The 23,871-nt window shown below is 40.4% G+C and carries 19 protein-coding genes; 5 read left to right on the forward strand and 14 right to left on the reverse strand.

Translation table 11 applies throughout. The annotated features are described in order from the left end of the window. Window positions 1–117: 117 nt before the first annotated feature. The 6 genes from BMX26_RS04560 to BMX26_RS04585 all read right to left on the reverse strand — a co-directional run bounded on the left by BMX26_RS04560 (window position 118) and on the right by BMX26_RS04585 (window position 6,770). Window positions 118–1,890 carry an oligopeptide ABC transporter substrate-binding protein gene (locus BMX26_RS04560; protein WP_075530279.1) on the reverse strand — a complete coding sequence of 591 codons (1,773 nt, stop codon included), beginning with the start codon at window positions 1,888–1,890 and terminating at the stop codon, window positions 118–120. Window positions 1,891–1,955: 65 nt separating this feature from the next. Then, window positions 1,956–2,834 (reverse strand): ABC transporter permease, encoded by an 879-nt coding sequence (locus BMX26_RS04565; protein WP_075530308.1) that lies wholly within the window; start codon window positions 2,832–2,834, stop codon window positions 1,956–1,958. A 68-nt stretch (window positions 2,835–2,902) separates the two neighbouring features. Further along, window positions 2,903–3,862 (reverse strand): oligopeptide ABC transporter permease, encoded by a 960-nt coding sequence (gene opp4B / locus BMX26_RS04570; RefSeq protein ID WP_075530280.1) that lies wholly within the window; start codon window positions 3,860–3,862, stop codon window positions 2,903–2,905. A 2-nt stretch (window positions 3,863–3,864) separates the two neighbouring features. Then, on the reverse strand, window positions 3,865–4,821 hold the full coding sequence (locus BMX26_RS04575) for an ATP-binding cassette domain-containing protein (protein WP_075530281.1): 957 nt from the start codon (window positions 4,819–4,821) through the stop codon (window positions 3,865–3,867). Window positions 4,822–4,830: 9 nt separating this feature from the next. Beyond that, window positions 4,831–5,865 (reverse strand): ABC transporter ATP-binding protein, encoded by a 1,035-nt coding sequence (locus tag BMX26_RS04580; protein ID WP_075530282.1) that lies wholly within the window; start codon window positions 5,863–5,865, stop codon window positions 4,831–4,833. A gap of 293 nt (window positions 5,866–6,158) precedes the next feature. Then, window positions 6,159–6,770, reverse strand: a complete 612-nt coding sequence (locus tag BMX26_RS04585; protein ID WP_075530283.1) for a TetR/AcrR family transcriptional regulator — start codon at window positions 6,768–6,770, stop codon at window positions 6,159–6,161. Window positions 6,771–6,971: 201 nt separating this feature from the next. On the opposite strand from BMX26_RS04585, the gene BMX26_RS04590 reads away from it, so the two are divergent. The 3 genes from BMX26_RS04590 (at window position 6,972) to glmS (ending at window position 13,716) form a co-directional block, all read left to right on the forward strand. Further along, entirely contained in the window at window positions 6,972–11,225 is a 4,254-nt protein-coding gene (locus BMX26_RS04590) for a 2-hydroxyacyl-CoA dehydratase (RefSeq protein WP_075530284.1), read from the forward strand. A gap of 253 nt (window positions 11,226–11,478) precedes the next feature. After that, window positions 11,479–11,685, forward strand: a complete 207-nt coding sequence (locus BMX26_RS04595) for a hypothetical protein (protein ID WP_075530285.1) — start codon at window positions 11,479–11,481, stop codon at window positions 11,683–11,685. Between the two features lie 210 nt (window positions 11,686–11,895). Continuing rightward, on the forward strand, window positions 11,896–13,716 hold the full coding sequence (gene glmS, locus BMX26_RS04600; RefSeq protein WP_075530286.1) for a glutamine--fructose-6-phosphate transaminase (isomerizing): 1,821 nt from the start codon (window positions 11,896–11,898) through the stop codon (window positions 13,714–13,716). 34 nt (window positions 13,717–13,750) lie between these two features. Here glmS and BMX26_RS04605 read toward each other — a convergent pair whose 3' ends face one another. The 5 genes from BMX26_RS04605 to BMX26_RS04625 all read right to left on the reverse strand — a co-directional run bounded on the left by BMX26_RS04605 (window position 13,751) and on the right by BMX26_RS04625 (window position 19,888). Further along, the gene (locus BMX26_RS04605) at window positions 13,751–14,458 is read right to left on the reverse strand and encodes a glucosamine-6-phosphate deaminase (protein ID WP_075530287.1); all 708 of its coding nucleotides are present in this window, start codon (window positions 14,456–14,458) and stop codon (window positions 13,751–13,753) included. A 141-nt stretch (window positions 14,459–14,599) separates the two neighbouring features. Further along, window positions 14,600–17,296: a bifunctional acetaldehyde-CoA/alcohol dehydrogenase gene (gene adhE, locus BMX26_RS04610; RefSeq protein ID WP_075530288.1), complete on the reverse strand. Its 2,697-nt coding sequence runs from the start codon at window positions 17,294–17,296 to the stop codon at window positions 14,600–14,602. A 306-nt stretch (window positions 17,297–17,602) separates the two neighbouring features. Next, entirely contained in the window at window positions 17,603–18,019 is a 417-nt protein-coding gene (locus BMX26_RS04615; protein WP_075530289.1) for a flavodoxin, read from the reverse strand. A gap of 81 nt (window positions 18,020–18,100) precedes the next feature. Beyond that, on the reverse strand, window positions 18,101–19,117 hold the full coding sequence (locus BMX26_RS04620) for a glycosyltransferase family 2 protein (protein WP_075530290.1): 1,017 nt from the start codon (window positions 19,115–19,117) through the stop codon (window positions 18,101–18,103). Window positions 19,118–19,429: 312 nt separating this feature from the next. After that, window positions 19,430–19,888, reverse strand: coding sequence for a DUF441 domain-containing protein (locus tag BMX26_RS04625; RefSeq protein WP_075530291.1), 459 nt, complete (start codon window positions 19,886–19,888; stop codon window positions 19,430–19,432). Between the two features lie 123 nt (window positions 19,889–20,011). Between BMX26_RS04625 and BMX26_RS04630 the strand changes: the two genes are divergently transcribed. After that, window positions 20,012–20,356 (forward strand): helix-turn-helix domain-containing protein, encoded by a 345-nt coding sequence (locus BMX26_RS04630; protein ID WP_075530292.1) that lies wholly within the window; start codon window positions 20,012–20,014, stop codon window positions 20,354–20,356. 21 nt (window positions 20,357–20,377) lie between these two features. Here the strand turns inward: BMX26_RS04630 and BMX26_RS04635 are convergent, their stop codons facing one another. The 3 genes from BMX26_RS04635 to BMX26_RS04645 form a co-directional block, all read right to left on the reverse strand. Further along, window positions 20,378–21,691, reverse strand: coding sequence for an MATE family efflux transporter (locus BMX26_RS04635; protein ID WP_082272483.1), 1,314 nt, complete (start codon window positions 21,689–21,691; stop codon window positions 20,378–20,380). A gap of 107 nt (window positions 21,692–21,798) precedes the next feature. Beyond that, window positions 21,799–22,722 carry an amidohydrolase family protein gene (locus BMX26_RS04640; RefSeq protein ID WP_075530294.1) on the reverse strand — a complete coding sequence of 308 codons (924 nt, stop codon included), beginning with the start codon at window positions 22,720–22,722 and terminating at the stop codon, window positions 21,799–21,801. Window positions 22,723–22,733: 11 nt separating this feature from the next. After that, on the reverse strand, window positions 22,734–23,324 hold the full coding sequence (locus BMX26_RS04645; RefSeq protein WP_075530295.1) for a hypothetical protein: 591 nt from the start codon (window positions 23,322–23,324) through the stop codon (window positions 22,734–22,736). A gap of 129 nt (window positions 23,325–23,453) precedes the next feature. Between BMX26_RS04645 and BMX26_RS04650 the strand changes: the two genes are divergently transcribed. After that, window positions 23,454–23,858: an acyl-CoA thioesterase gene (locus BMX26_RS04650; RefSeq protein WP_075530296.1), complete on the forward strand. Its 405-nt coding sequence runs from the start codon at window positions 23,454–23,456 to the stop codon at window positions 23,856–23,858. The last annotated feature ends 13 nt before the right edge of the window (window positions 23,859–23,871 follow it).

Genomic DNA, 23,871 nt, shown 5'->3' on the forward strand with positions numbered 1-23,871 from the left:
CTCCACTTAAAATTAACCTTAAAAAGGCAACACAAAAATATTATATACTATTTTAAAAACTTTTGGCTATTTTTAGCCAAAATAAAAAGGCCCCATTAAGGAGCCTTTTTATTTTGCTTATTTAGTCAAAGAAACATTTTCCCAAAGAGTGTAACCCTTAGATGTTTGCAAAGTGAAGCCCTTGACAGAGTTCTTAACTGGATAAGCATCATAGTAGTCTTGAATTGGCACTACATAAGCTTGATTGTTCATGTATGCTTGCCATTCTTTGAATTGCTTTACACGCCACTTGTGGTTTGTAACAGCCTTTTGAGAGTCAATGTTCTTGAGATATTGGTTGTTCTTCTTGGAAACAAAACGAGTAAAGTTGTATGGAGCACCTTCACTGTAAAGATCTGCCGGAGATGGTTCAGATGAAAGTGACCATGCACCAAAGAAGACATCGATATCTTTCGTATCATTTTCAACTTTATCGTAGAAGTTGTTGAAGTCAAGCAAACGACCATTAGTCAATTGAGCCTTGATACCAATCTTCTTCCAGCATTGGATGTAGTTCTTCATGATAGCTTCTTGGTTAGCAGAACCTGACATAGCTGCTAAATGGACAACCAACTTCTTGCCGGATGGAGTCTTACGGTAACCGTCTTTACCCTTCTTGTAACCTGCCTTATCAAGTAAGGAGTTAGCCTTCTTGATATTTTGTGGGAAGCCTTTAAGAGCAGTATTCTTGTATTCTTTGAAGGCTGCAGGGATAAGGGAGGTTGCACGTGTCCGCAAGCCGTAGCCGAACTTGTTGGAAACTTGTTCAACGTTCAAAGCATAAGCCATAGCTTGACGCAAGGACTTGTTGTTCATCTTAGCATTCTTATCTTCAACGTTCTTGCCGGTCTTAGAATCGTACTTACCAACTTTAAAGCCCATGTAACTGTAAGCAAGTTCGGCTTTACCAACCATCGTGTAGCCCTTTGGCTTCTTGTTTTGACCATAAACAGATGCTGGTTCATCAAGCATGATGTCATACTTCTTGGACTTCAAAGCAGCCCCAGCGGTTGAAGTTGAGACCGTTTCAATCGTAATCTTAGATAAGGATGGCTTCTTGCCCCAGTAGTATGTGTTAGGAACAAATTCAGCTGATTCACCTTGAACCAGTTTAGAGAATTTATATGGACCATAAGTTACAGGATTCTTACGAACTTTGTCGCTTGATTGCAGCTTAGAGAATGGAACATCTTTCAAATATTCATATGGTTCAGCATTTTCCCAAATATAACCTGAACCTGATGTTTGCATACCAGGTGTCATTTGCTTAAAGTGAAGCACAACTGTATACTTGTCCGGCATAGTGATACCTGAGATCGTATCAGACTTGCCTGCATGATATTCTTCCATACCCTTGATGTTCTTCAAAGAATCGGTGTAACGGTTACTCTTTGAAGCAGGGTTGGCAATGATTTCGTAAGCATATTCAACGTCTTTGGCAGTAAGTGGCAACCCATTTGACCACTTAACCTTCTTGTTGATCTTAATAGTAGCTGTCTTAGCGCTATCATCAAAGGAGATGTCAGCAGCGCCGCCTTTAACAAATTTATAGTTGTCATCATATTTGAACAAGGATTGTTGTGCAAATTGACCAACTTCAGAATCAATGGCATCATCAGAAAGTTCAGAGGCAAAGATACCTTTGAAAGCTGAATCACTAACAACCCCAACTTTAAGGGTGCCGCCTTTTTTAGCGGTTGCGGTATTCTTGTAAGCAACTGGCAAAGTAGCCTTAGTTGTTTTTGACGATGATGATGAACTGCTGCTCTTACTATTACTGCAGCCTGTAAGTGCAAGTGCTGATAAAGACAAAACAGCAACTGTACCTGCTAAAACCTTCTTTGTTTTCATAATAGAACCCCCTAGAGTTTAAAAATTGGTATTATTGATATTACCCAAAAGTTATAGAACAAAAATTAACCTAAACGCTGGCGCGCATCGGCCGCCCGGCGCAAAACATTACCGACATAACTGATACCAACACAAATTACTAAAATAAGTAACGCAGCCGGCAGCCAAACCCAAGGCTTTTCAGTTAAAACGGATGGATCATTGGCATAACCAACGAGTGTCCCCAAACTTGGCACATCGTTTGGTAAACCAAAACCTAAGAAAGTAAGTGAAACTTCAATCCCAATGTTGCTTGCTAAACTTAAAGTAGCATCAACAATGATAATTGAACTGAGGTTAGGCAAAAGTTCACGTACCATAATCATAAAATCACTGGTACCTGATGTTTTCGAAGCGCTGATGTAATCTTTTTTGGCTTCTGACAAGGCTTTGGACCGAATCAAACGGGCGGTCCCAACCCAATAGAAGGCAGCCATAATCAAGATAAAAGTCCACATATTGTAGTGTGGAATCACTGTTACCAAAACAATGATAATCATCAAGGTTGGAATAACTAACATAAAGTCCAAAAAGCGCATCATGACGTTATCAACACGGCCACCGTAATACCCGGCAACCAGGCCAAAAACAATTCCCAGCACTTCCATCAAAATAGTAACTGAAATACCGATGATTAATGAATTTCTAGCACCCAAAATGAGCATTTGGAAAACATCGCGTCCACCTTCATCAGCACCAAGCCACATGCCATCAACACCTGGGCGATTATACTGTTTAAAGATATCAACGGTCATTACTTTGTCGGTATTTAGGAATAACGAGCCAATGAAAATACCTAAAATCAAAACAACTAAGATAATCAAGGCCCCTAAAGCGCCTTTGTCCATCGCAAATTCACGCGCTAAAACTCTCAAACCTGAAGGAGCTTCATTTTTCGCCTGCATATTAGCCACTGCTTCTTGGCCGCTATAAGCTTTTTCTTGCTTTTTCTTACCCAATATAAGCTCCTCCTTTACTCAATTCTGACACGTGGGTCAACGATACTTAAAATAATGTCTGACAGCAAAGTCCCGATCAAGTTCAACAAACCAAAGAGTAAAACTAAAACAGTGATGACTGAATAGTCACGGTTGGTAATTGAATTGATAAACAATTGGCCCATCCCCGGATAAGAGAAGACCGTTTCAACGAAAACTGATCCACCCAAAAGACCGGTAATCGAATAACCAGCAAAAGCAGCAATCGGCAAAAGCGAATTGCGCAAGATATGGCGGTTAAAGACTGTCTTTTCAGGAACACCTTTGGCCCTTGCAGTCTTAACGTAATCTTGGGTCTTGGAATCGATAATTTCACTTCGCAGATATTGCACGGTACTGGTTGTCGACAATAAAGCCATCAAAACGGCCGGCAAAATCATGTGATGAATTCGGCTTAAAATAAATGCACCTGTCCCAGAAACACCAACGGAAACAGAACCGGAAGTCGGTACCCAACCCAAGGTGTAGCCAAACAACCAAACGCCTAACAAGTAGAAGACAAATGGCGGAATAGCATAAGAGATGTAGTTGTACAACTGAATACCACGATCAGCCCGACTATTTTCAAAACGACCGGCAATAATTCCCAAAGGAATGGCAATCACATAGCTAAGTACCACCGTAATCAATGACAGCCACAAAGTATTAGCAGCCCGTGAGGCAATTAAGCCCGCCACTGATGTTTTGTATTGGTAAGAAATCCCCAAATCACCATGGAAAATATTTTTTACCCAACGAACATATTGTTCAGGCCAAGGATCATACAAACCAGCTTCAACTTTTAATTGGTGAATCTGTGAAGCTGAGGTTTGCGGTGTAATTGATCCGGTAAAAGGATCCCCTGGCATCAACTTAGCCATGATGAAAATCAAAATGCTTAAGATGATAATTTCAGGAATCATAATTAAAACACGTCTTAAAATGGTTTTCCACATAACTAATCTTGGCCCCCTTCATCTGGAAGTGCTACCCAGTGTGTTTCAGAAATTTGGCGCAAGTCATATACTTTACCATCTTTTTGATACCATTTATCCTGGTTTTCAGTAAATTCTTCTTCAACTTGCTTCCGGTAAGCTGTATGTTCAGCCCTTTTAGTCACATCCACTCGCGGAATTGCTGCCAACAAACGCTTGGTGTAAATATGTTGCGGATGGTTATAAATATCATCACGCGAACCAATTTCAACAAAACGTCCGCGGTGCATAATCGCCAAGTTATCGCACATGTGGTAAACAACCCCTAAATCGTGCGAAATGAACATGTAGCTGATACCCATTTCTTTTTGAATCTTCTTCATATAATTCAACACTTGGGCCTGCACTGACAAATCCAAAGCTGAAACAGGTTCATCGGCAATAATTAACTTAGGATGGGAAGCCACCGCTCTGGCAACCCCGATTCTTTGTCTTTGACCACCGGAAAATTGGTGTGGAAATTTATACATTGCATCTTCTTCCAAACCAACAATCGCCAACAGTTCTTTGACCTTATCTTTAACTTGCTCTTCAGACAAGTCTTCAAAGTTGCGGATTGGTTCAGCAATGATATCTAAGATTTTCTTTCGAGGATTAAGACTGGAAAGCGAATCTTGAAAAATCATTTGGACATCCTTGTTATAATGGTGCTTTTTACGGTTGCTCTTTTTGGTTACATCATAGCCTTGATAGATAATTTGACCCTTGGTGGCTTTTTCCAAACCCACAATGGTCTTGCCAATCGTTGACTTACCTGACCCGGATTCACCAATAACACCGTAACTTTGACCTTCTTTAATCGCAAAATTAACACCATCAACTGCATAAACATAATCAGTAATCCGATTGAAAAAGCCTGAGCGGATTGGATAATGAACGCAGAGATCTTTAATTGTAATTAAATCCTTTCCTTCACTCATAAAATCCGCCTACCCTTCATCTGGAAATTCAAAGTTTTGATAGCAAGTGCATCGAACAAGATGTCCTGCTTCAACTTCATGCATCTTCGGATCTTCTTCATGTTCACTGGCATCTACCCATGGAACCCGTGGTGCAAACCGACAACCCTTTTGCGGCATCTTCTTCAATGAAGGAACCATTCCTTCAATGACATAAAGTTCATCATCTTCACTGTCAGCTTGTGGCATTGACCGCAACAATGAACGGGTATAAGGATGCTTTGGATTGGTGAAGATTTGGAGCGCTGTGCCGACTTCAACAATTTGTCCAGCGTACATAACTGCTACCCGGTCGGCCGTTTCAGCTACAACTCCCAAGTCATGCGTAATCAAAATAACGCCAGCATGTTTTTCTTTTTGAATATCCTTCAAAAGATCCAAAATCTGAGCTTGAATCGTTACATCAAGCGCGGTTGTAGGTTCATCAGCGATAATCAAATCCGGTTTGCAGGCCACCGCAATCGCGATAATAATTCTTTGACGCATCCCGCCGGATAATTCATGTGGATATTGGCGAGCCACCCGCGGCGGGTTGGGAATTCCGACTTGGTCTAACAGCTCTAGTACCCGGGCCTGCTTTTCTTCATCACTCATATTAGTATGGAAATCAAGATTTTCCTTGATTTGATCTCCTACCCGCATCAAAGGATTCAAGGCAGCCAAAGGATCTTGAAAAATCATCCCCATGTCATTTCCTCTAAGTTTATCCATATCATCAGCAGACATGCCGACCAGCTCACGATCAACGATTTTCTCTGTGCCGTCAGCCTGTTTTTGACGCTGATGATAAACGATGCTGCCACTAACTTTGGTAGCATTCGGGTTGTGCAAACCAATAACGCTAGTAGCCAAGGTACTCTTGCCACAGCCTGATTCGCCAACAATGGCTAAAATTTCGTCTGGATAGAGGTCCAAAGAAACATCTGTGATTGCGTTGTAGTATGTGCCGTCAACTTTAAAAGCTGTATCGACATCTTTAATCGTTAACAATGGATCATTCTTCAATACGCAGCCCCCTGTTTATTAGATAATCATTAAAATACATTTTAATTATAGCCGTCTTTTTTAAAAAATCAACTAATTTTTTATGTTTTTTATAAAAAATATTATCTTTAGGGCTCATTAAAAAGCTAAGTAAGCTGCAATAAAATTTTTATATTTCTTTTTTTAAATCCAATACAGATGCAAAAAAGCTTATTTAATCAAGTTTTCGCCTGGTCAAATCGACATAAAAGGTTACATCACCTTGCTCAAATAAGCTTTTTTTATTTATTAATTTTTATATACTTTTTCTAATTTTATCTAACTTCAATATCGCAAACCTGCAAACCAGCACTAGAAATAATTTTCATCAACAAACTAGCCATTTTTTCAGCCGAAAATTCACAATCATGGTCAAGCCACCAACGAACTGAACTCATAAAGGTTGTCACCAGGTATAAAACGATATAATCCATGGGAATATCATCTTGTCCATCTTTAACATGCATTTTATTAAAAACATCGGCAAAATGGTTGCTTAAAAATTGCCGCAAACTGTCGGCAATCTTAAAATTTCCCTGTCCTTCTAAAGCAACTGCATAAAAATTGCGTTTTTTTTGAATTTGCTTAAAGATTCTAGTTAACACTTTCACCACTTTTTTCTTGCGTAAAATCACCCCGTCTTCTAAAATATCGGAACTGATGCTTTCAAAAAGCGGTGTCAAAGCGTAGGAAAAAACCTGGTCTAAAACTGCCTGCTTATCTTGGAAATGGCTATAAAAAGTCGACCGGTTAATCATGGCACGGTCAGCAATATCTTGGACCGTCATCGCTGCAAAGCCTTTTTCTTGAATTAATTCAATAAAAGCTTCAAAAATTAACTTCTTAGTTCTAATGACCCTTAAATCTTCTTTTTTAAATTCTTTCATAGTTCGCTACCTAATTTCATAAAAAATTCTTTCCTATTTGTCAACAATTATACAACATTTGTTGTTTAACAAACAGTATTAAACTTTTTACCCCTTGAATTGAATTAAAAACGTTATAAAATAGGTATAGTTACAATAATCAACATTTGTTGGATAATCAACAAATGACTTTTTCGGTATTTAAAGAAAAGGAGAATTATTATGCAAACAAAACCTTTGCGCGGTGGGATTGACGTTGGTTCAACCACTGTTAAAGTTGTTATTATGGATGAAAACAATCATCCGCTTTATCAAACATATCAACGGCACTTTTCTGATGTAAAAAAAGCCAGCGGCAAAGTTTTACGCGAAGCAGCCGAAGCCGTCGGCAAAGATACACCAATTGCCTTTACCATCACTGGTTCTGGCGGTATGGGCTTAGCTGATATTTTACATTTGAAATTCATTCAAGAAGTTATTGCCTGCACTAAGACAGTTGAAATTATCTGTCCTCAAACCGATGTTGCCATCGAACTTGGGGGTGAAGATGCTAAGATTACATTCTTTGGCGCTTCTTTAGAACAAAAGATGAACGGCTCTTGTGCTGGGGGGACTGGGGCCTTCATCGACCAAATGGCCAGCCTGCTTAAAACAGACGCCAATGGCTTAAATGAACTGGCTAAAGGCTACACCCACATCTATCCAATTGCTTCACGTTGTGGGGTGTTTGCTAAAACAGACGTCCAGCCTTTAATTAATGATGGTGCCCGTCAAGAAGACTTGGCAGCTTCCATCTTCCAGGCGGTTGTTAACCAAACCATTGCCGGACTTGCTTCCGGCCATAAAATCAAGGGCAACGTGGCCTTTTTAGGCGGTCCGCTTTACTTCATGAGCGAATTGCGGCAACGTTTCATTGAAACTTTAAACCTCAAGCCTGAAAATATCATCTTCCCGCAAGATCCACAATTATTCGTGGCTAAAGGAGCTGCCTTCTACGCTGAGGAAGAAGAACCAACTACTATTGAAAACCTGCTGGACCTCATAGAACACGGCCAATCCTTGAAACCAACCCGTTCTTTGCCGCCACTGTTCAATAATGAAGCTGAATTAAAAGAATTCCGCGACCGCCACGCCAAAGCTAAGGTTGATTTCAGACCACTTGAAACCTACCGTGGCCAAGCTTACTTGGGGATTGATGCCGGTTCAACTACTACCAAAATTGTCTTAATGAGTGAAGACAAAAAAATCTTATACACTTGGTACGGCAACAACGATGGTGATCCTTTACAAAAGACCATCGACATCTTGACTGAAATGTACCAACACATCCCTGAAAATGTTACGATTGCCAAAGCCTGCACCACTGGTTACGGTGAACATTTAATCAAATCAGCCTTAAAAGCTGACCTGGGTGAAGTTGAAACTGTGGCCCACTACAAAGCAGCCCACTACTTCCAACCAGATGTCGACTTTATCTTAGATATTGGTGGCCAGGATATGAAAGCTATGCACGTTAAAAAAGGCGCTTTGTCCACCATCCAGTTAAATGAAGCTTGTTCTTCCGGCTGTGGTTCCTTCATTGAAACTTTTGCCCAATCTTTGCAATATAACGTTAAAGATTTCGCCAAAGCTGCCCTGTTGACCCAGCATCCTGCTGATCTGGGTTCAAGATGTACCGTCTTTATGCAATCACGTGTTAAGCAAGCACAAAAAGAAGGCGCTTCGGTAGGCGACATTTCCGCCGGACTGTCCATGTCTGTCATTAAAAATGCCCTTTTTAAAGTTATCAAAGCTCACTCCGCTGAAGATTTAGGCAAGCATATCGTGTGCCAAGGCGGGACTTTCTATAACGAAGCCGTCTTAAGAGCCTTCGAACAACTTAGCGGTCAAGAAGTCATCCGGCCTAATATTGCTGGTTTGATGGGGGCTTACGGGGCTGCCTTGATTGCCCAAGAACATGCCAAAGCCGGCGACAAGTCCACCTTGATGACTACCGCTGAAATGCAGGGCTTAACCTGTGAAAAGACTTTTGAACACTGTGGACGCTGCGAAAACAACTGTTTATTGACTATCACCCACTTTAACGATGGCCGGACTTTCATTACCGGCAACCGGTGTGAAAAAGGTCTGCGGATTAAATTAGCTCCTAAAGACCAACGGGTTAACCTGGTTAAAGAAAAGTACCACAAGCTCTTCTCATACCGTCCTTTGCGTAAAAAGCTCGCTGAAAGAGGGACTATCGGTATTCCGCGTGTCCTTAATATGTATGAAAACTACCCGTTGTGGGCTACTTTCTTTAAAGAATTAAAGATTAGGGCCGAAATTTCGACACGTTCCGATGAAGAAATGTTCAAGTCCGGGATTGAAACAATCCCGTCTGATACCGTCTGCTACCCGGCTAAGATGGTGCACGGTCATATCCAATGGCTGATTAACAAAGGATTTAAGACTATCTTCTATCCATGCGTGGTCTTCGAACGGCAAGAAGCTAAGGCTGCCAATAACCACTTTAACTGCCCAATCGTTCAATCCTACCCTGATGTCATTCGGATGAACGTCGATGAAATTCGTGAAGGCAAAGTCGATTACCGCAACCCTTACCTCAATTTGGCCGACTTTGACTCTACCGCTGAAAACCTCTATCAAACCTTCAAAGATTTCGGTGTCAGCAAAAAAGAAGTCGAACAAGCTCTTCAAGCCGGTTTTAAAGAAATGGATAACTTCAAGCGCTGGATTCAAAACCGCGGGGAAGATACTTTAATGATGATGCGTCAAACCGGTCAACACGGGGTCGTTTTAGCCGGTCGTCCTTACCACTTGGATCCACAAATCAACCGTGGTATCTCCCAAATCATCTGTGCCGAAGGTTTCAACGTCTTAACTGAAGACAGCATCTCGCACATGGGCAACGTCGAAGGCTTGCGCGTTGTTAACCAATGGACTTACCACTCCCGTTTGTTTGCAGCTGCCAGAGTAGCGGCCAAAATTCCAGAATTGGAATTTGTCCAATTAAACTCATTTGGCTGTGGGATCGATGCCATTACAACTGACCAAGTAGAAGAAATTTTGTCCCGCTTCAACCGTTTATATACAGTGCTTAAAATTGACGAAGGCACCAATATCGGGGCCATCCGCATCCGCATCCGCTCCTTGAAGGCTGCAGTTATGGAACGCCACGAACGCAAGATTTTGCCTGAAAAACAGTTTGATTTGGAAAAGCCAAAGCAATTTACCAAGGAAATGAAGCAAAAGCACACCCTGCTGATGCCAATGCTTTCACCAATCCACCAATCAAACTTGGTCGATGTGGCCTTACAAGCTTCCGGCTACAATGTTGTCAATTTGCCGGTTGAACGCCAACACTCAGTCGATGAAGGGATTAAGTATGTCAATAACGATGCCTGCTACCCTGCCATCATCACCATTGGTCAAATGATTGAAGCTTTGAAGTCAGGTAAATATGACGTCAATAATACTTCTGTCATGATGAGTCAAACCGGTGGCGGCTGCCGGGCTACAAACTACATTCCTTTAATCAGAAAAGCCTTAAAGGATGCTGGTTTCCCACAAGTACCTGTTATCTCTATCTCCTTGAATGCTCAAGGGACTGAAAAGACACCGGGCTTCAAATTCACCCTGCCTATGGCTAAACGGGTTGCTTTAGCCTTCTTATACGGCGACTTATTCGAACGTTTAGTTTACCGGACCCGTCCTTACGAAGCTGTCGAAGGCTCAGTCGATGCTTTGCATGATGAATGGTTAAAACGTATCCAGCCAAATGTTAAGAATGGTCATTTCCATGAATTTAAGAAGAACGTCAAGCAAATCGTCCAAGACTTCGATCAGATTGAATTATTGGATATCAAGAAGCCTAAAGTTGCTATTGTCGGTGAAATCTTAGTTAAATATTCACCAATTGCCAACAACAATATCGTCAAAGTCTTAGAATCTGAAGGAGCTGAAGTCGTATGTCCTGATATCGTCGGCTTTATGAACTACTCCTTGTACAACCAGGTTTATAAGCACGATTATTTGGGCGGCTCTGCTAAGAATAAATGGCTGGCTGAAATGGCTATTAAATTAATCCGTCAATGTGAAAAGCCAATGAACGAAGCTTTGAAAGCTTCTGATCGCTTCGACGGTATTGAAGCCATCGAGCAAATTGCTGAGGGCGCTAAGGAAATCTTAAACCTTGGTAACCAAACCGGTGAAGGCTGGTTCTTGACTGGTGAAATGGTTGAATGCTTGCAAAATGGGGTTAACAACATCGTATGTATGCAGCCATTCGGTTGTTTGCCAAACCACGTCGTTGGTAAAGGGGTTGCTAAAGAATTGCGGTCTCAATACCCAATGGCTAATATCGCTATGGTCGATTACGACCCAAGCTTATCATTTGTCAACCAGCTTAACCGGATTCGTTTAATGCTGGCAACAGCTAAGAAAAACTTGCAAAAAGAAGCGCAACCGACTAAATAATTACCAAAAATCCTAGGTTAAAAACCTAGGATTTTTTAATTAAATTAAAAAAGTAACACTAAAGAGACCTTTGCCTTTGTTTGAAACCGTTTGAAATTATGAACTTTATGAACACCGATTTTAAGCACATTTATGCATGTATCCGTTTCAAAAGAGACTATATCAATTTTTTTCGCATTTTAGTGTTTTTTTCTTCGTATTTTGGTCTAATTTATGCTAAAATAACTGTAATAAAATTATGGGGGATTTTAAGATGAAATTTGCTAAAATTTGGTTAAACGTCTTAACTTTACTTTTTTGGGCTTTGTTTGTTATGTTTGTGGTAAGTAATATGACTAAATGGGCCATCGGTTATTTTGTGATTGCTGTGTTGACTTCAGCTTTGGATGTGAAACTTAATGTTCCTAACTTCTCCTTGGTTTATGTACAACATATTTTTATGAAAACATCAAAAGATTAACACATAAAACAGGTTCTTTTCAGGAGCCTTTTTTTTTAGTCTAAATGCAAATTGGTATATACCTATACCAATTTGCATTTTTTGTTGACTATTTAATAAAATAGGGTTATATTTAACATGTTGATTGGAATTAAGCCTTTATTTTTGGGCTATACCAATTATTAAATTACAAAATTAAACAAGTTAAAAATAAAAGGACGGAACATTATTATGTGTGGAATTGTCGGAATCACAGGTAAAAATGATAACGCTGTGGCCGTTTTAATCAACGGCCTTGAAAAATTGGAATATCGCGGCTATGACTCTGCTGGTATTTTTGTTACTGATAGTCAAGGTCAAGCCAACCTCGTTAAAGTTAAGGGTCGCATTGCTGACCTCAAAGATAAATTAACGCCTGATATCAAGGGTAATACCGGTATCGGTCATACCCGCTGGGCTACTCACGGTGTACCAAGCGAAAATAACGCCCACCCTCACTATTCTGAAAATGGCCGTTTCTTCTTGGTACACAATGGTGTCATTGGCAACTTTAAAGAACTGAAGGACAAGTACTTAGCTGATGTTAAGTTTGTCAGTGAAACTGATACCGAAGTTGTCGTGCAATTAGTCGAACATTTTTCCAATGAAGGTTTGACCACTAAAGAAGCTTTCAAAAAGACTTTGAGCGTTATTGACGCTTCTTCTTCTTACGCCTTCTTATTAATGGATAAAAATGAACCAGGCACCCTTTATGCCGCTAAGAGCAAAAGTCCGCTTTTGATTGCGGTAGGGCCTGATTTTAATGGTGTCTGCTCTGATGCCATGGCTATGTTAAAAGAAACACATGACTTTATCGAATTAACTGATGGCGATGTCGTTGTTTTAACCGCTTCTTCCATCGATATTGAAGATAAAGACGGCAACCATGTAGACCGCAAGCCTTTCCATGTTGATCAAGATGCCAGTGCTTCTGAAAAAGGCGCTTATGAACACTACATGTTAAAAGAAATCGACGAACAACCAGCCGTTATGCGTAAAATAGCTTCAGCCTACCTCAATGAAGATGGCTCCATCAACATTGATGATGCTCTTCTCAAAGCAATGAATCAAAGCGACCGCCTTTATATCGTTGCTGCCGGTACCAGCTATCATGCCGGTTTGGTCGGACATGAACTTTTTGAAAAATTGGCTCATATTCCAACTGAAGTCCATGTTGCATCTGAATTTGGCTACAATATGCCGCTGCTGTCTGAAAAGCCATTCTTCATCTTCTTATCACAAAGTGGCGAAACAGCCGATAGCCGTCAAGTATTAGTACAGGTAAACGAATTAAACTACCCTAGCTTGACTATTACAAATGTAGCTAACTCAACCTTGTCACGTGAAGCTGATTATACTTTACTCTTGCATGCCGGCCCTGAAATTGCGGTTGCTTCAACTAAAGCTTATACTGCTCAAATCGCTGTCGAAGCTGTCTTAGCTAAACGCTTGGGTGAAATCAAAGGTATCAAAGAAGCAGCACAATTTGATATCAAGGCTGATTTAACCACCGTCGCTAATGCTATGCAGACCATGGTTGATGAAAAGCATGATATTGAAGCTTTGGCTAAGCAAAACTTAAATACTACCCGCAATGCCTTTTACATTGGGCGTGCCATTGACTACGATACAGCTATTGAAGCAGCCCTTAAGTTAAAAGAAGTTTCCTACGTGCAAACAGAAGGCTTTGCTTCTGGTGAACTGAAGCATGGTACGATTGCCTTGATTGAAGAAGGCACACCTGTTATTGCCATCATCACTGATCCTAAAACAGCAGCTCATACAAGAAGCAACGTCCAAGAAGTTATTGCCCGTGGTGCTAATGTCATCATTATTACCAGCGAAAGCTTAGCTCAACCAGGCGATCAAATCGTCTTGCCGGATGTTAATCCGCTTTTGACACCATTGGTTTCAATTGTGCCCGCACAATTATTAGCTTACTACACCAGCAAGCAAAGAGGTTATGATGTTGATAAGCCACGCAACCTCGCTAAGAGTGTTACTGTTGAATAAATAAAAAAAGCTGAAACAATTGTTTCAGCTTTTTTTATTTGCTTAATTTGCTGGCAGCTTCTTCATCTAAAATAAAGTATACATTCGGATGTTTCTGCAGAATACTTGCTGGTACATTAGGGGTAACGGGGCCTTCAATGGTTTTTTGAATAGCATCAGCTTTATTCATGCCATATGCTTCCAATAAGATGGTTTTAGCCTGCATAATTTCGCCAATCCCCATCGAATAAGCATACCGCGGCACATCAGCTTCGTTGGCAAAAAAGCGGGCATTAGCATTAAGCGTCGATTCCGTTAATTTAATCTTACGGGTAGTCCCATCAAAGGGAGAACCTGGTTCATTAAAGCCAATGTGGCCGTTACGCCCAATTCCCAACAATTGAAAATCAACCGGATTTTGCGCAATTATCCGACTATACCGTTGACATTCTTCATCTGCATCTTCGTTGGTTCCATCAGGCAAATAGGAATGCTTAAAGGGTTTTTGCTTAAATAAATGTTCAACCATGTAACTGTAATAACTTTGTGGGTCATTATGGCTTAAGCCAACATATTCATCTAAGTTAATGGAAATTGCTTCACTAAAATCAAGATCACTTTGACATAAGGCTTGGTAAGTTGTATTGGGTGTGCTGCCTGTAGCTAAGCCAAACACGTGCGCCCCTTGTTTAACCTGATCTTTAAACAAGGCTAATGCTTCTTGGCCACCTTCTATTTCATCTTTGACGCGGATAATCTTCATCATAATCGCCTCTCTTAAATCCATTATTGGTCTATACCAATAATAGCTCTTTCAGCGCTAAAATGCAAGTGCTTACACTAAAAAAAGGACCGGCTTTTAAACCAGTCCCTTCAAACAGGAAGTTCTAATTATTTATCAGCTTTAGAATTGATCAATCAAAAGTTGGCGGATTTCTTCGATGCTTGGCTGCCGTGGGTTAGCCGTCGTGCATTGATCGTTGTAAACCAGGTCGCACAACTTGTCTAAGGAAGCATCAAAGGCTTCTTTAGTAACCCCATTGGCTGACAAGGTTGGTGTGACATCAACAGCTTTCATCAAAGCATCAATCTTGTCGCACAAAGCTTCAACTAATTCAGCATCATTCTTGCCTTTAAGGCCAAGTGAACGCGCAATATCAGCATAATCCTTTTGTCCACGGTAAACTTCATAGCGTGGGAATGGTGTCCGCTTAACCTTGCCTGAAACCCCATTGAAGCGGATAACATGCTGCATAGCAATCGAGATGGCCAACCCATGAGGAAGTCCAAATTCACCGCCAGTCTTGTGAGCTAAGGAGTGGTTAATCCCTAAGAAGGCGTTGGCAAAGGCCATACCACCTAAAGTAGCTGCATAGTGCATATTTTCACGGGCTTTTTCGCCTTCACGCGTAGGATTTTTTGGATCATACTTGTAGGATGCTTCCAAGTTTTCAAAGACTAACTTAATTGCCTGCAAAGACCATGGACGCGTGAAATCAGAAGCCATTACTGAAACATATGATTCTAAAGCGTGGGATAACGTATCAAGTCCTGACCAAGCAACGGTCCGCTTTGGCACTGTCATGACAAATTCAGGATCGACAATCGCTACTTGCGGTGTCATTTCGTAGTCAGTCAATGGATACTTCACATGAGTCTTATCATCGGTAATAACGGCATATGGTGTCACTTCAGAACCAGTCCCTGAAGTTGTTGGAATGCAGAATAATTTTGTCTTAGTACCATGGTGGAACTTCACAATCCGTTTGCGGATATCAACGAATTTTTGTTGCAAACGGGTAAAGATTTCACTCACTGCTTCATAACTGGACAAGAAGCCTGGTTCTTGTTCTAAGGAGTATTCATACAAATAACGGGCAATCTTAGCCGCATCCATAGCTGAACCACCACCAATAGCTAAAATGGTATCTGGTTCAAACTCTTCCATTTGACGCGCAATTTCCATCGCTTGTCCCAAGGTAGGATCGGGGCGAACAGAGCCGTAAATGCTCGTTTTGACCGGGTTGTCACGCGCTTCTAATTGATCATAGAGTTTATCAACAAAGCCGAATTTAACCATTCCCGGATCAGCCACGATTAAAACGCGACTCATCTTTTCGCTTTCATCAGTCAAGTATGACAAAGCATTCTTTTCGTAGTAGATTTTTTCTGGTAAACGAATCCATTGTGGACGGTTACGCCGCTTAGCAACCGTCTTAACGTTTAAAAGATCCGCTGTTGATAAGTTATGTGACAATGAATTCTTCCCCCATGAACCTGTGCCTAATGTCAGTGATGGACGCAAAGCATCTGTATAAATATCGCCAATCCCACCGATTGAGTCTGGTTGGTTGACTAAAATACGGGCAGCTTTAGTTTGATCAGCAAATTCATCGATAAATGGATCGACCTGCGAACCGATTTGGATGGCGGCGTTGTGGCCAGCCCCTTGATAATCAAGCAATGCAGCTACTATCTTAATCCCGTCTTGACGATCTTTAGCCTTATAGATTGAAAGAAGCGGTGATAATTTTTCAGATGATAAAGCTTCACCAATGTTCTTTGAATCAAGTTCAAACATGATGACATCTTTGTCTGCCGGCAATTTAATACCTGCATTTTCAGCAATCCATTGGGCGGAACGGCCAGCTACCGGTCCATTAACCCCGTGGCGTTCGTTAAAGACAAAATCAGCCAACTTCTTGTAGTCTTTCTTTGGCAGCATATAAGCGCCTTTTTCTTCCATCTTTTTAACCCAATCATTATAAATAGGTGCTTCAATGACAGCGGAATTTTCCGTTGCACAAATCATCCCATTATCAAAGCGCTTAGACAAAAGCATATCTTCAACTGCCCGGTCAAGATCAGCGGTATGATCAACAAAGACAGCCCCATTACCAGCACCAACACCCATAGATGGGTTGCCTGATTTCAAAGCAGCATTAACCATGCCAGGCCCGCCAGTAGCTAAAATCGAAGCAATCTTGCGGTTTTGAATCAAGGCCGTAGTATTTTCCAAAGTAGAAGTTTCAATCCATTGGATAATGTCTTTGGGTGCCCCGGCAGCCACCGCTGCATCATAGATGATTTTTGCAGCATGAATGGAGCATTTTACTGCTTGCGGATGGAAAGAAAAGACGATAGCATTTCTGGTCTTTAAAGCCATCAACGCTTTAAACATCGTTGTTGAAGTTGGGTTGGTTGTTGGCACAATTCCGGCTAAAATTCCCAAAGGTGCAGCAATTTGGACTTGGCCTTTAATCTTGTCTTCAGAAATAATGCCGACCGTTTTTTCGTCTTTAATCGAATTATAAATATTTTCAGTGGCAAAACGATTCTTGGTATCTTTATCTTCAACCACCCCACGGCCAGTTTCATCTACAGCTTCATGTGCTAACATCAAAGCTGCTTCTGAGCCGGCCAAAGCAGCGGCTGCAACAATCTTATCAACTTGGTCTTGGGTAAAGTGGGCATAGAGTTTTTCTGCTTCTTCAGCCTTATCGACTAAAGCGCCAGTATATTCGCGTGCTGCTTCCATACGGGCAGCTTTTTCTTCTTCTGTCAAAACTTTTTTCTTTGGTTTTGTTGCTACTTGGACCATATAAAATACCTCCCAAAAATCACTTGTTAAATCACTATTTTTCTTAATGTGAAAAACTTCACTAATATAATATAACTAAATGATAGCGATTTCAAGCATTTTGGATAACTTTTTTCTAAAAATACAAAACTTTTTTGCCGTCAAACCGCCAAAAAGCTTTTATATCAGCTTTTTTAAATAATTTTAACCGTTTACAAAAATTAACTTAAATTGAATATTATTGTGCATATTTCACAAAAATATTTATTTTTTTAACGTTTGATCTTCCAAAACGTATTCGGGGCTAAGTTAAAATCCGGTCTTAACTTAATCAAAGCATAAAAAGTCTGACTGTTCTATCAATTCGGACTTCCAACGCTCTAATTCGGTCTGAAGGTTCAGCGGATCACCCGCACAGGTTACAAAAAAAGTTACGCTTTTGCCGCCAAAATCATTTTCTTTTAAAAATTGGCAAACACAAGCTGGCAAGTGCCCCCAATAAGTCGGAGTGCCGATAATCACTTCAGAATACTTTTCCCACAAGTCGCGGTCTATCCCCTTAATCGCCCTCGTTTTGCCAAATAAAACTTCATCTTGACTTACCGCCTGCAATTTTCTGAATTCATCCGGATAAGGTTGATCAGGCTGTATCCGATGATACTTTACCAAATGCTGCTGTTCAATCCGCTCAGCAATCATTTTGGTATTGCCGCTTTTTGAAAAATAAACCACTAATTTTTCCATTTAATCAACATTTTAGCATCTGAAATTTTAAGATGTCGTGAACAAACTATAAAAAGAGGTTGGAAAACCAACCTCTTTTTTCTAATTAAATCCATAAATTTTTCTTGCCAAACGGTAAATATCAATCGCTGTTCGACGTCCTAAACGACCTGGCAAATGCAACCCAATGCCTAAGGCCCCGCGCATCAGTTTATGATATAATTTCAAATCATGTTCTTTAATATAATGCCACAAAGCTTTTTTCTTCTCAAGACTGGCTTTTGACCCCTCACGGATTAATAAAATCGATGATACTGCGGTGATAACTTCTAAATAACGCTCCATATATTTGCCCACGCTGGTTTTTAAATCAACGTTGTTGGCAAAATAATCAACCATACGCCGGTTAACAAATAATTGCTGTTCAATCCGGCTAATCATTACCTTTTCATTGACCGACTGATCTTCGCGGCCGATGAAATAATGGTATAAAGTCACATCCATATAGTACATCCGCTTGACATGCTGCAACGGTTCAAATACATATAAATTATCAACATAAAAAGTGTGTGCAGGCAGCTCTAATTTAGCTTCATCGCGCACTAAACCAGTGCGATAAGTCACCGAATGCATCAATAAATACTTGCGCAAGGTAAAATGGGTTTCATCCCAGGAAAAGACTTTATTTTTTGGAATACATTTGCGGTATTCCATAATTTTTTTGTGCTTAACCCCCTGCTTATCATACATATAATTGGTGATAAACATATCAAGATTCATTTCATCTTCAATTGATTTTTTCAAGAAAGCGACAACTTTCGGAAAAGCTTTACCATCTAACCAGTCATCACTATCAACAACGCGGACATAATAACCTGAAGCATGTCTAATTCCCGTATTAACAGCTTGACCATGCCCTCCGTTTTCTTGGTGCACTGCTTTGACTAACGTTGGGTAGCGGTTGGCATAAGCATCAATTTTTTCTGCGGTTTTATCCTTTGAACCATCATCCACCAAAATAATTTCGACGTCTTCACCGCCTAGCAGTAGCGACTGTATACATCGATCCATGTAGGCTGCTGAATTATAGCAAGGCACTACAATGCTTAATACTTTCATTTATTGCACTTTCCTCTTCCTAATTATGTACATAGTCAAATATAGCAAACATACCTTAAATCAGCAAGCAAGATTGAAATTTATTGATTTTAATCTTGACTAATTTTGGAAACTATATTATACTAAAATAGTTTCCGGGAACGCAATGAGGTAGCTCCTCATTGTATATAAGCGCTTGTATTGATTAAACTCCCTATAAAATCAATACCCCAGGTCCGATTTCTTTTTCAAGCAGTACCTTTCCCAGGTACCATCCCGGTTTGAAAGAGGAGTCGGTTTTTTTTTATACCTAAAAATAACTTTCCCTGTCTTTTACTTAAATTTCAACCCTAAGAGGGAAATAATCACATAAGCCATGCCGCTTGCAATCACCGGCCCAGCCGCCACTCCTTTTAAAAAGACCACCCCTAAAATGGTACCAATCACCAGCATTACCGTAACTTGCGGCACGTCAGCCAATTGAGCCACCCCATATTTGGATAAAACAGCCACTAAGATACCGCATAAAACAGCAATCCAACCTGCCGGCAATTTAAAAGCTTTAACCATATCCTGCAGCGTAATTTGACCTGTTGCAATTGGAACTAAAATGGCAATTGAAATAATTGTCACCCCGAAATTAATCCCTTTAGCCTGCAAAATCCCCCACAATTTATCAGCAAAAGGAAATAATTTAATGGCGCTGACCACAATGGCTGCTACCATTAAGGATTGATTTTTCCCGAAAAAAGCTGCCAAAAAAATCAGCAGTAAAAATAACCATGTTTCCATAAAACACTCCTCTTTAACTTGTACTATATTCATAATATATATATATATATTATATTATATTATCTTTGAAATGGTACTATTTTATACTAAAGTATAGTTATTCATATAAAAGGAGTCAATCTAATGGACAATTCGCAACTTGACTTGGGAGCTAAAATCCGCCAGTACCGGCAGCAAGCCGGCCTGACTCAAGAAGAATTAGCGGAACAAAGCTCTCTTTCCGTCAATTATATTTCTAAAATTGAACGCTCAAAAAAGACAAACGTCAGCATTGAAAAATTAAGCAACATTTGTCAGACCCTCAACATTTCTTTAGCCGAAATGTTTAACAGTCAAGACAACATTTCCTCCAAACAACTTACTCCTAATGCTTTTAAATTAGTTGAATATCTCAAGAATCATTATAAAAATCGTGACTTGGATGCTATCTGCGGTCAAGTTCTTAATCTGCTAAAAACTTTAAACTAAAAAAGGCGCTAGGCCTTTTTTTTATGCTTTCGTAAAGTCTAGGTGACGGTAAGACCAAAATAACACGGTCGCACTTAAAAGCCAGGTAATTGGGTAAACCCAATACGTGGTTAAAATGGTTTGATAAAACATCCCCACAACCGCCAACAGCAAAATCCGGACCACACACCAGCAAATAAGCATCACCATCATCGGAATCATTGCCTTGCCGGCTCCCCGCATCACCGCAGCCATCACATGCGTAAAAGCTACTAAACAAAAAAATAAACCACAAACATGCGCCCGTGAAACGCCATAATGAACTACAGCTTTAGTACTATCAAAAGCACCAATTAATTGCGGCGAAAACAGATATAATAACGCTCCCAGTATCTCCGCTAAAATCACCGTACACATGGTACCGAACAAAACGCCTTGTCTAATCCGCTGGTATTTTTTAGCACCCAGATTTTGCGCCACAAAAGTGGTTAGTGCCATAGCAAAACAAGTAATCGGCAAAAATGCAAAACCTTCAACCTTCGTATACGAACCAATCCCCGCTACGGCATTTTTACCATAAAAATTAATGTAGGATTGAATTACTACATTGGATAAACCGATAATGGAATTTTGCAGACCGGAAGGCAGACCAAATCTAATCATCATCTTTAAAATCTGCGGTTCAAAGCGGACTTTTTTGAGGTTAATGCGACAGGCATTATCCAAATGCAGCAATTGATGCAAGGCTAAAAGCGCACTGATGGTCTGTGAAATCGACGTGGCTACTCCAGCTGCTCCGACGCCAAAGCCCAATATGCCAATCAAAATCAGGTCCAAAATAATATTAATAATGGATGCAATAATTAAATAGTACACTGGATGGCGACTGTCGCCTGAGGCCTGAAGAATACTTACCAGACTATTGTACATCACAAAACCGGTTGACCCTAGAAAATACATTCGAAAAAAAGTCACCGAATCAGTCATGATTTCTTTTGGTGTACTCATCAATTTTAAAATCTGCGGGGCCAAAACCAGGCCCACAACCGTTAAAATAACACTAGACACTAATCCCAAGGCAACTGTCGTATGCGCAGCCAAAGACGTTTTTTGATGATTTTTAGCCCCGATATAGCGGGCAATAACTACACTGCACCCAATAGTTAACCCTTGCATAAAACCAATCATTAAAAAAATCAAATTACCCGACGAACTAACTGCGGCTAAAGCAGCTGAGCCCAAAAAATTACCGACAATCAGCGAATCAGCCGTACTGTAAAGCTGCTGAAAAAGGCTTCCGAAAAAAATTGGGATGGCAAAATAAATGATTTTTTTCTTATAAGAGCCTTCTGTCATCACAGCACCGTCATTTTGCACAAAGATTCCTCCATTTCAGCAAATAAAAGCCATTATAACAGAAATTTTCAACAAATAACTTAAAAAAAACAGGATAAAACCTGTTTCTATTTGAAATAAATTTTAAGCGCATTTTGATACATAACATCTTCTAATTCAGCTGGGGTAAAAATATCAGCAGCTTCCAGCCAGTTGGCCAATTGGTGGTAGGTATTGAAGGTTGCTGACCATGGCGAATCAGTCCCCCATATCAGCCGTTTAGCTGTCAAAATATCTTTGGCCAAAATGACATCTTTTTGACATCTTGGATAAGGAAAAGCATCTGTCCTTTCCCCTTCGATATCTTGAATAGCCGACAGATCAGTATAGATATTAGGATAAGGTTCAAACTGTCTCAAAGCATTTTCCAGCCGGTCCAAGTGGTCGGCATTAGGAAATGAAAGGTGGCACACCACAAAATTAAGTTGCGGATAGCTCTTAGCCAAGTTGGCAACTGCTTCGGGCTGATAGCTGGTTTGCGTATAATCGCCATAATCGATGGCGATGGTAAATCCTGGATAATCAGCTAAATAATGCATTATCTGCCCTACCCGATAATCAAGGTCTAATCTAAACGGCTGGTGGAAGCCATGCAACCCGCCACCTTCACTGATTTCAAATTTGATAGCCCGAAAACCTAATTCCTCCACATGGCGCCTAACTATTTTAAGGTAGGAGCTGGCAAAAGGATCAACTGCAAAAGCTGCTGCAAATTTATCGGGATATTTTTGCACAGCCTGATAAGAATAATAATTCTGATAGCCGTTCAACGTCCCCTGCAATAAAACGGCCTTATCAATGCCTTCTTTTTGCATAATTTCAAGGCAGGTTTCAGCATAAAAATGGTCATCGCCCCATCCGTCTGGAAAAAGCTTAATAATTTCACCATCATCAAAAATCGCCTTGCCTGAGCCAATCGGTGTCAAACGTCCCTGACCCTTGCTACCAGCAAGGGCTCTGACTAAATGCAAATGTCCATCGATTTTTTTCATCAAAAAGCCTCCTAACTAAGTTCTAACCCTAGATACGCTTGATATTCTTTAGGATATTGAATAATAAACTGCATCAATTCTGTAAAGCAGCGGTGCACAATCTCGGGAATAATCAAGTCGATATCACAAAGCGCTAAATAGCCATAAACATCAGCTAAGACATCTAATTGCTGCTCAACCAAGACTAAATCTAAATTAGGATTAAAAAGATTGCAGCTATACTTCAGTCCCAATTCGGGATGTGCTTTAATCAGCAAATATTCACATGCCATCCGGCGGCAGCGCAGGCAATAAATATCACCGGCAAGTTCCGCTTCATTGGCTTGAATCACCTGCTGTTCATATTGGCGTTCATTTTCGGTTGTCAAATATGCCGGATAAGTCCCTAACTGATAATCATCATTTACCCAGGCACAAAAAATTCGGTTTAAATATTGCTGATGCAAATCTTTGGGGCTGGGAAAAGTCAGCTGCTTGACTTTTAAGTAACGTGCTAAATTACTTTCATCATCCAAGTCCCATTCATTGCACAAATCATAAAAAAAGACATATTCTAAATCGCTATAAGCTTCTTTTAAAATGGCTTCTTTATCACTATTCATTTTTTTACCCAGTGTTGCCCTAATAACACATTTCCTTCCATAATACATACCTTTTTCTATTTTAAGGAGCCTTTTTTATTTTAGCAACTATAATGCTATACTAAATAAAAAGCGAGGGATTAGATTACTATGGAACCATTCACACATTATGTTCAATACTATGAAACAGATAAGATGGGGATTACCCATCATTCAAATTACATCCGCTTTATGGAAGAAGCCCGCGTAGCCTTTTTGACCGCCATCGGCTGGGATTATCAGCAAATGGAGCAGCGCGGCCTTATTTCACCGGTCGTTTCCGTTCAATGCAAATATCTCAAGCCTTCAACTTTCGCGGACACTTTGACCATTGCTGTCACGGTTAAAAAAGTCTCCAAGGTTAAACTAACCTTAGCCTACCGCATCACCAACCAGCAGCAAACCATCTGCAAGGGCCTTTCAGAACACTGTTTTACCACTAAAGACGGTCAAATCCTTAAACTGGATCAAGACTTGCCTGACTTTTACCAGGCCTTAACAAAATTAGCTGACTAAAAAAGACCTGGCT

Origin of the sequence: Ligilactobacillus sp. WC1T17 (assembly GCA_900110005.1) — a bacterium.
GTDB classification, from domain to species: domain Bacteria; phylum Bacillota; class Bacilli; order Lactobacillales; family Lactobacillaceae; genus Ligilactobacillus; species Ligilactobacillus ruminis_A.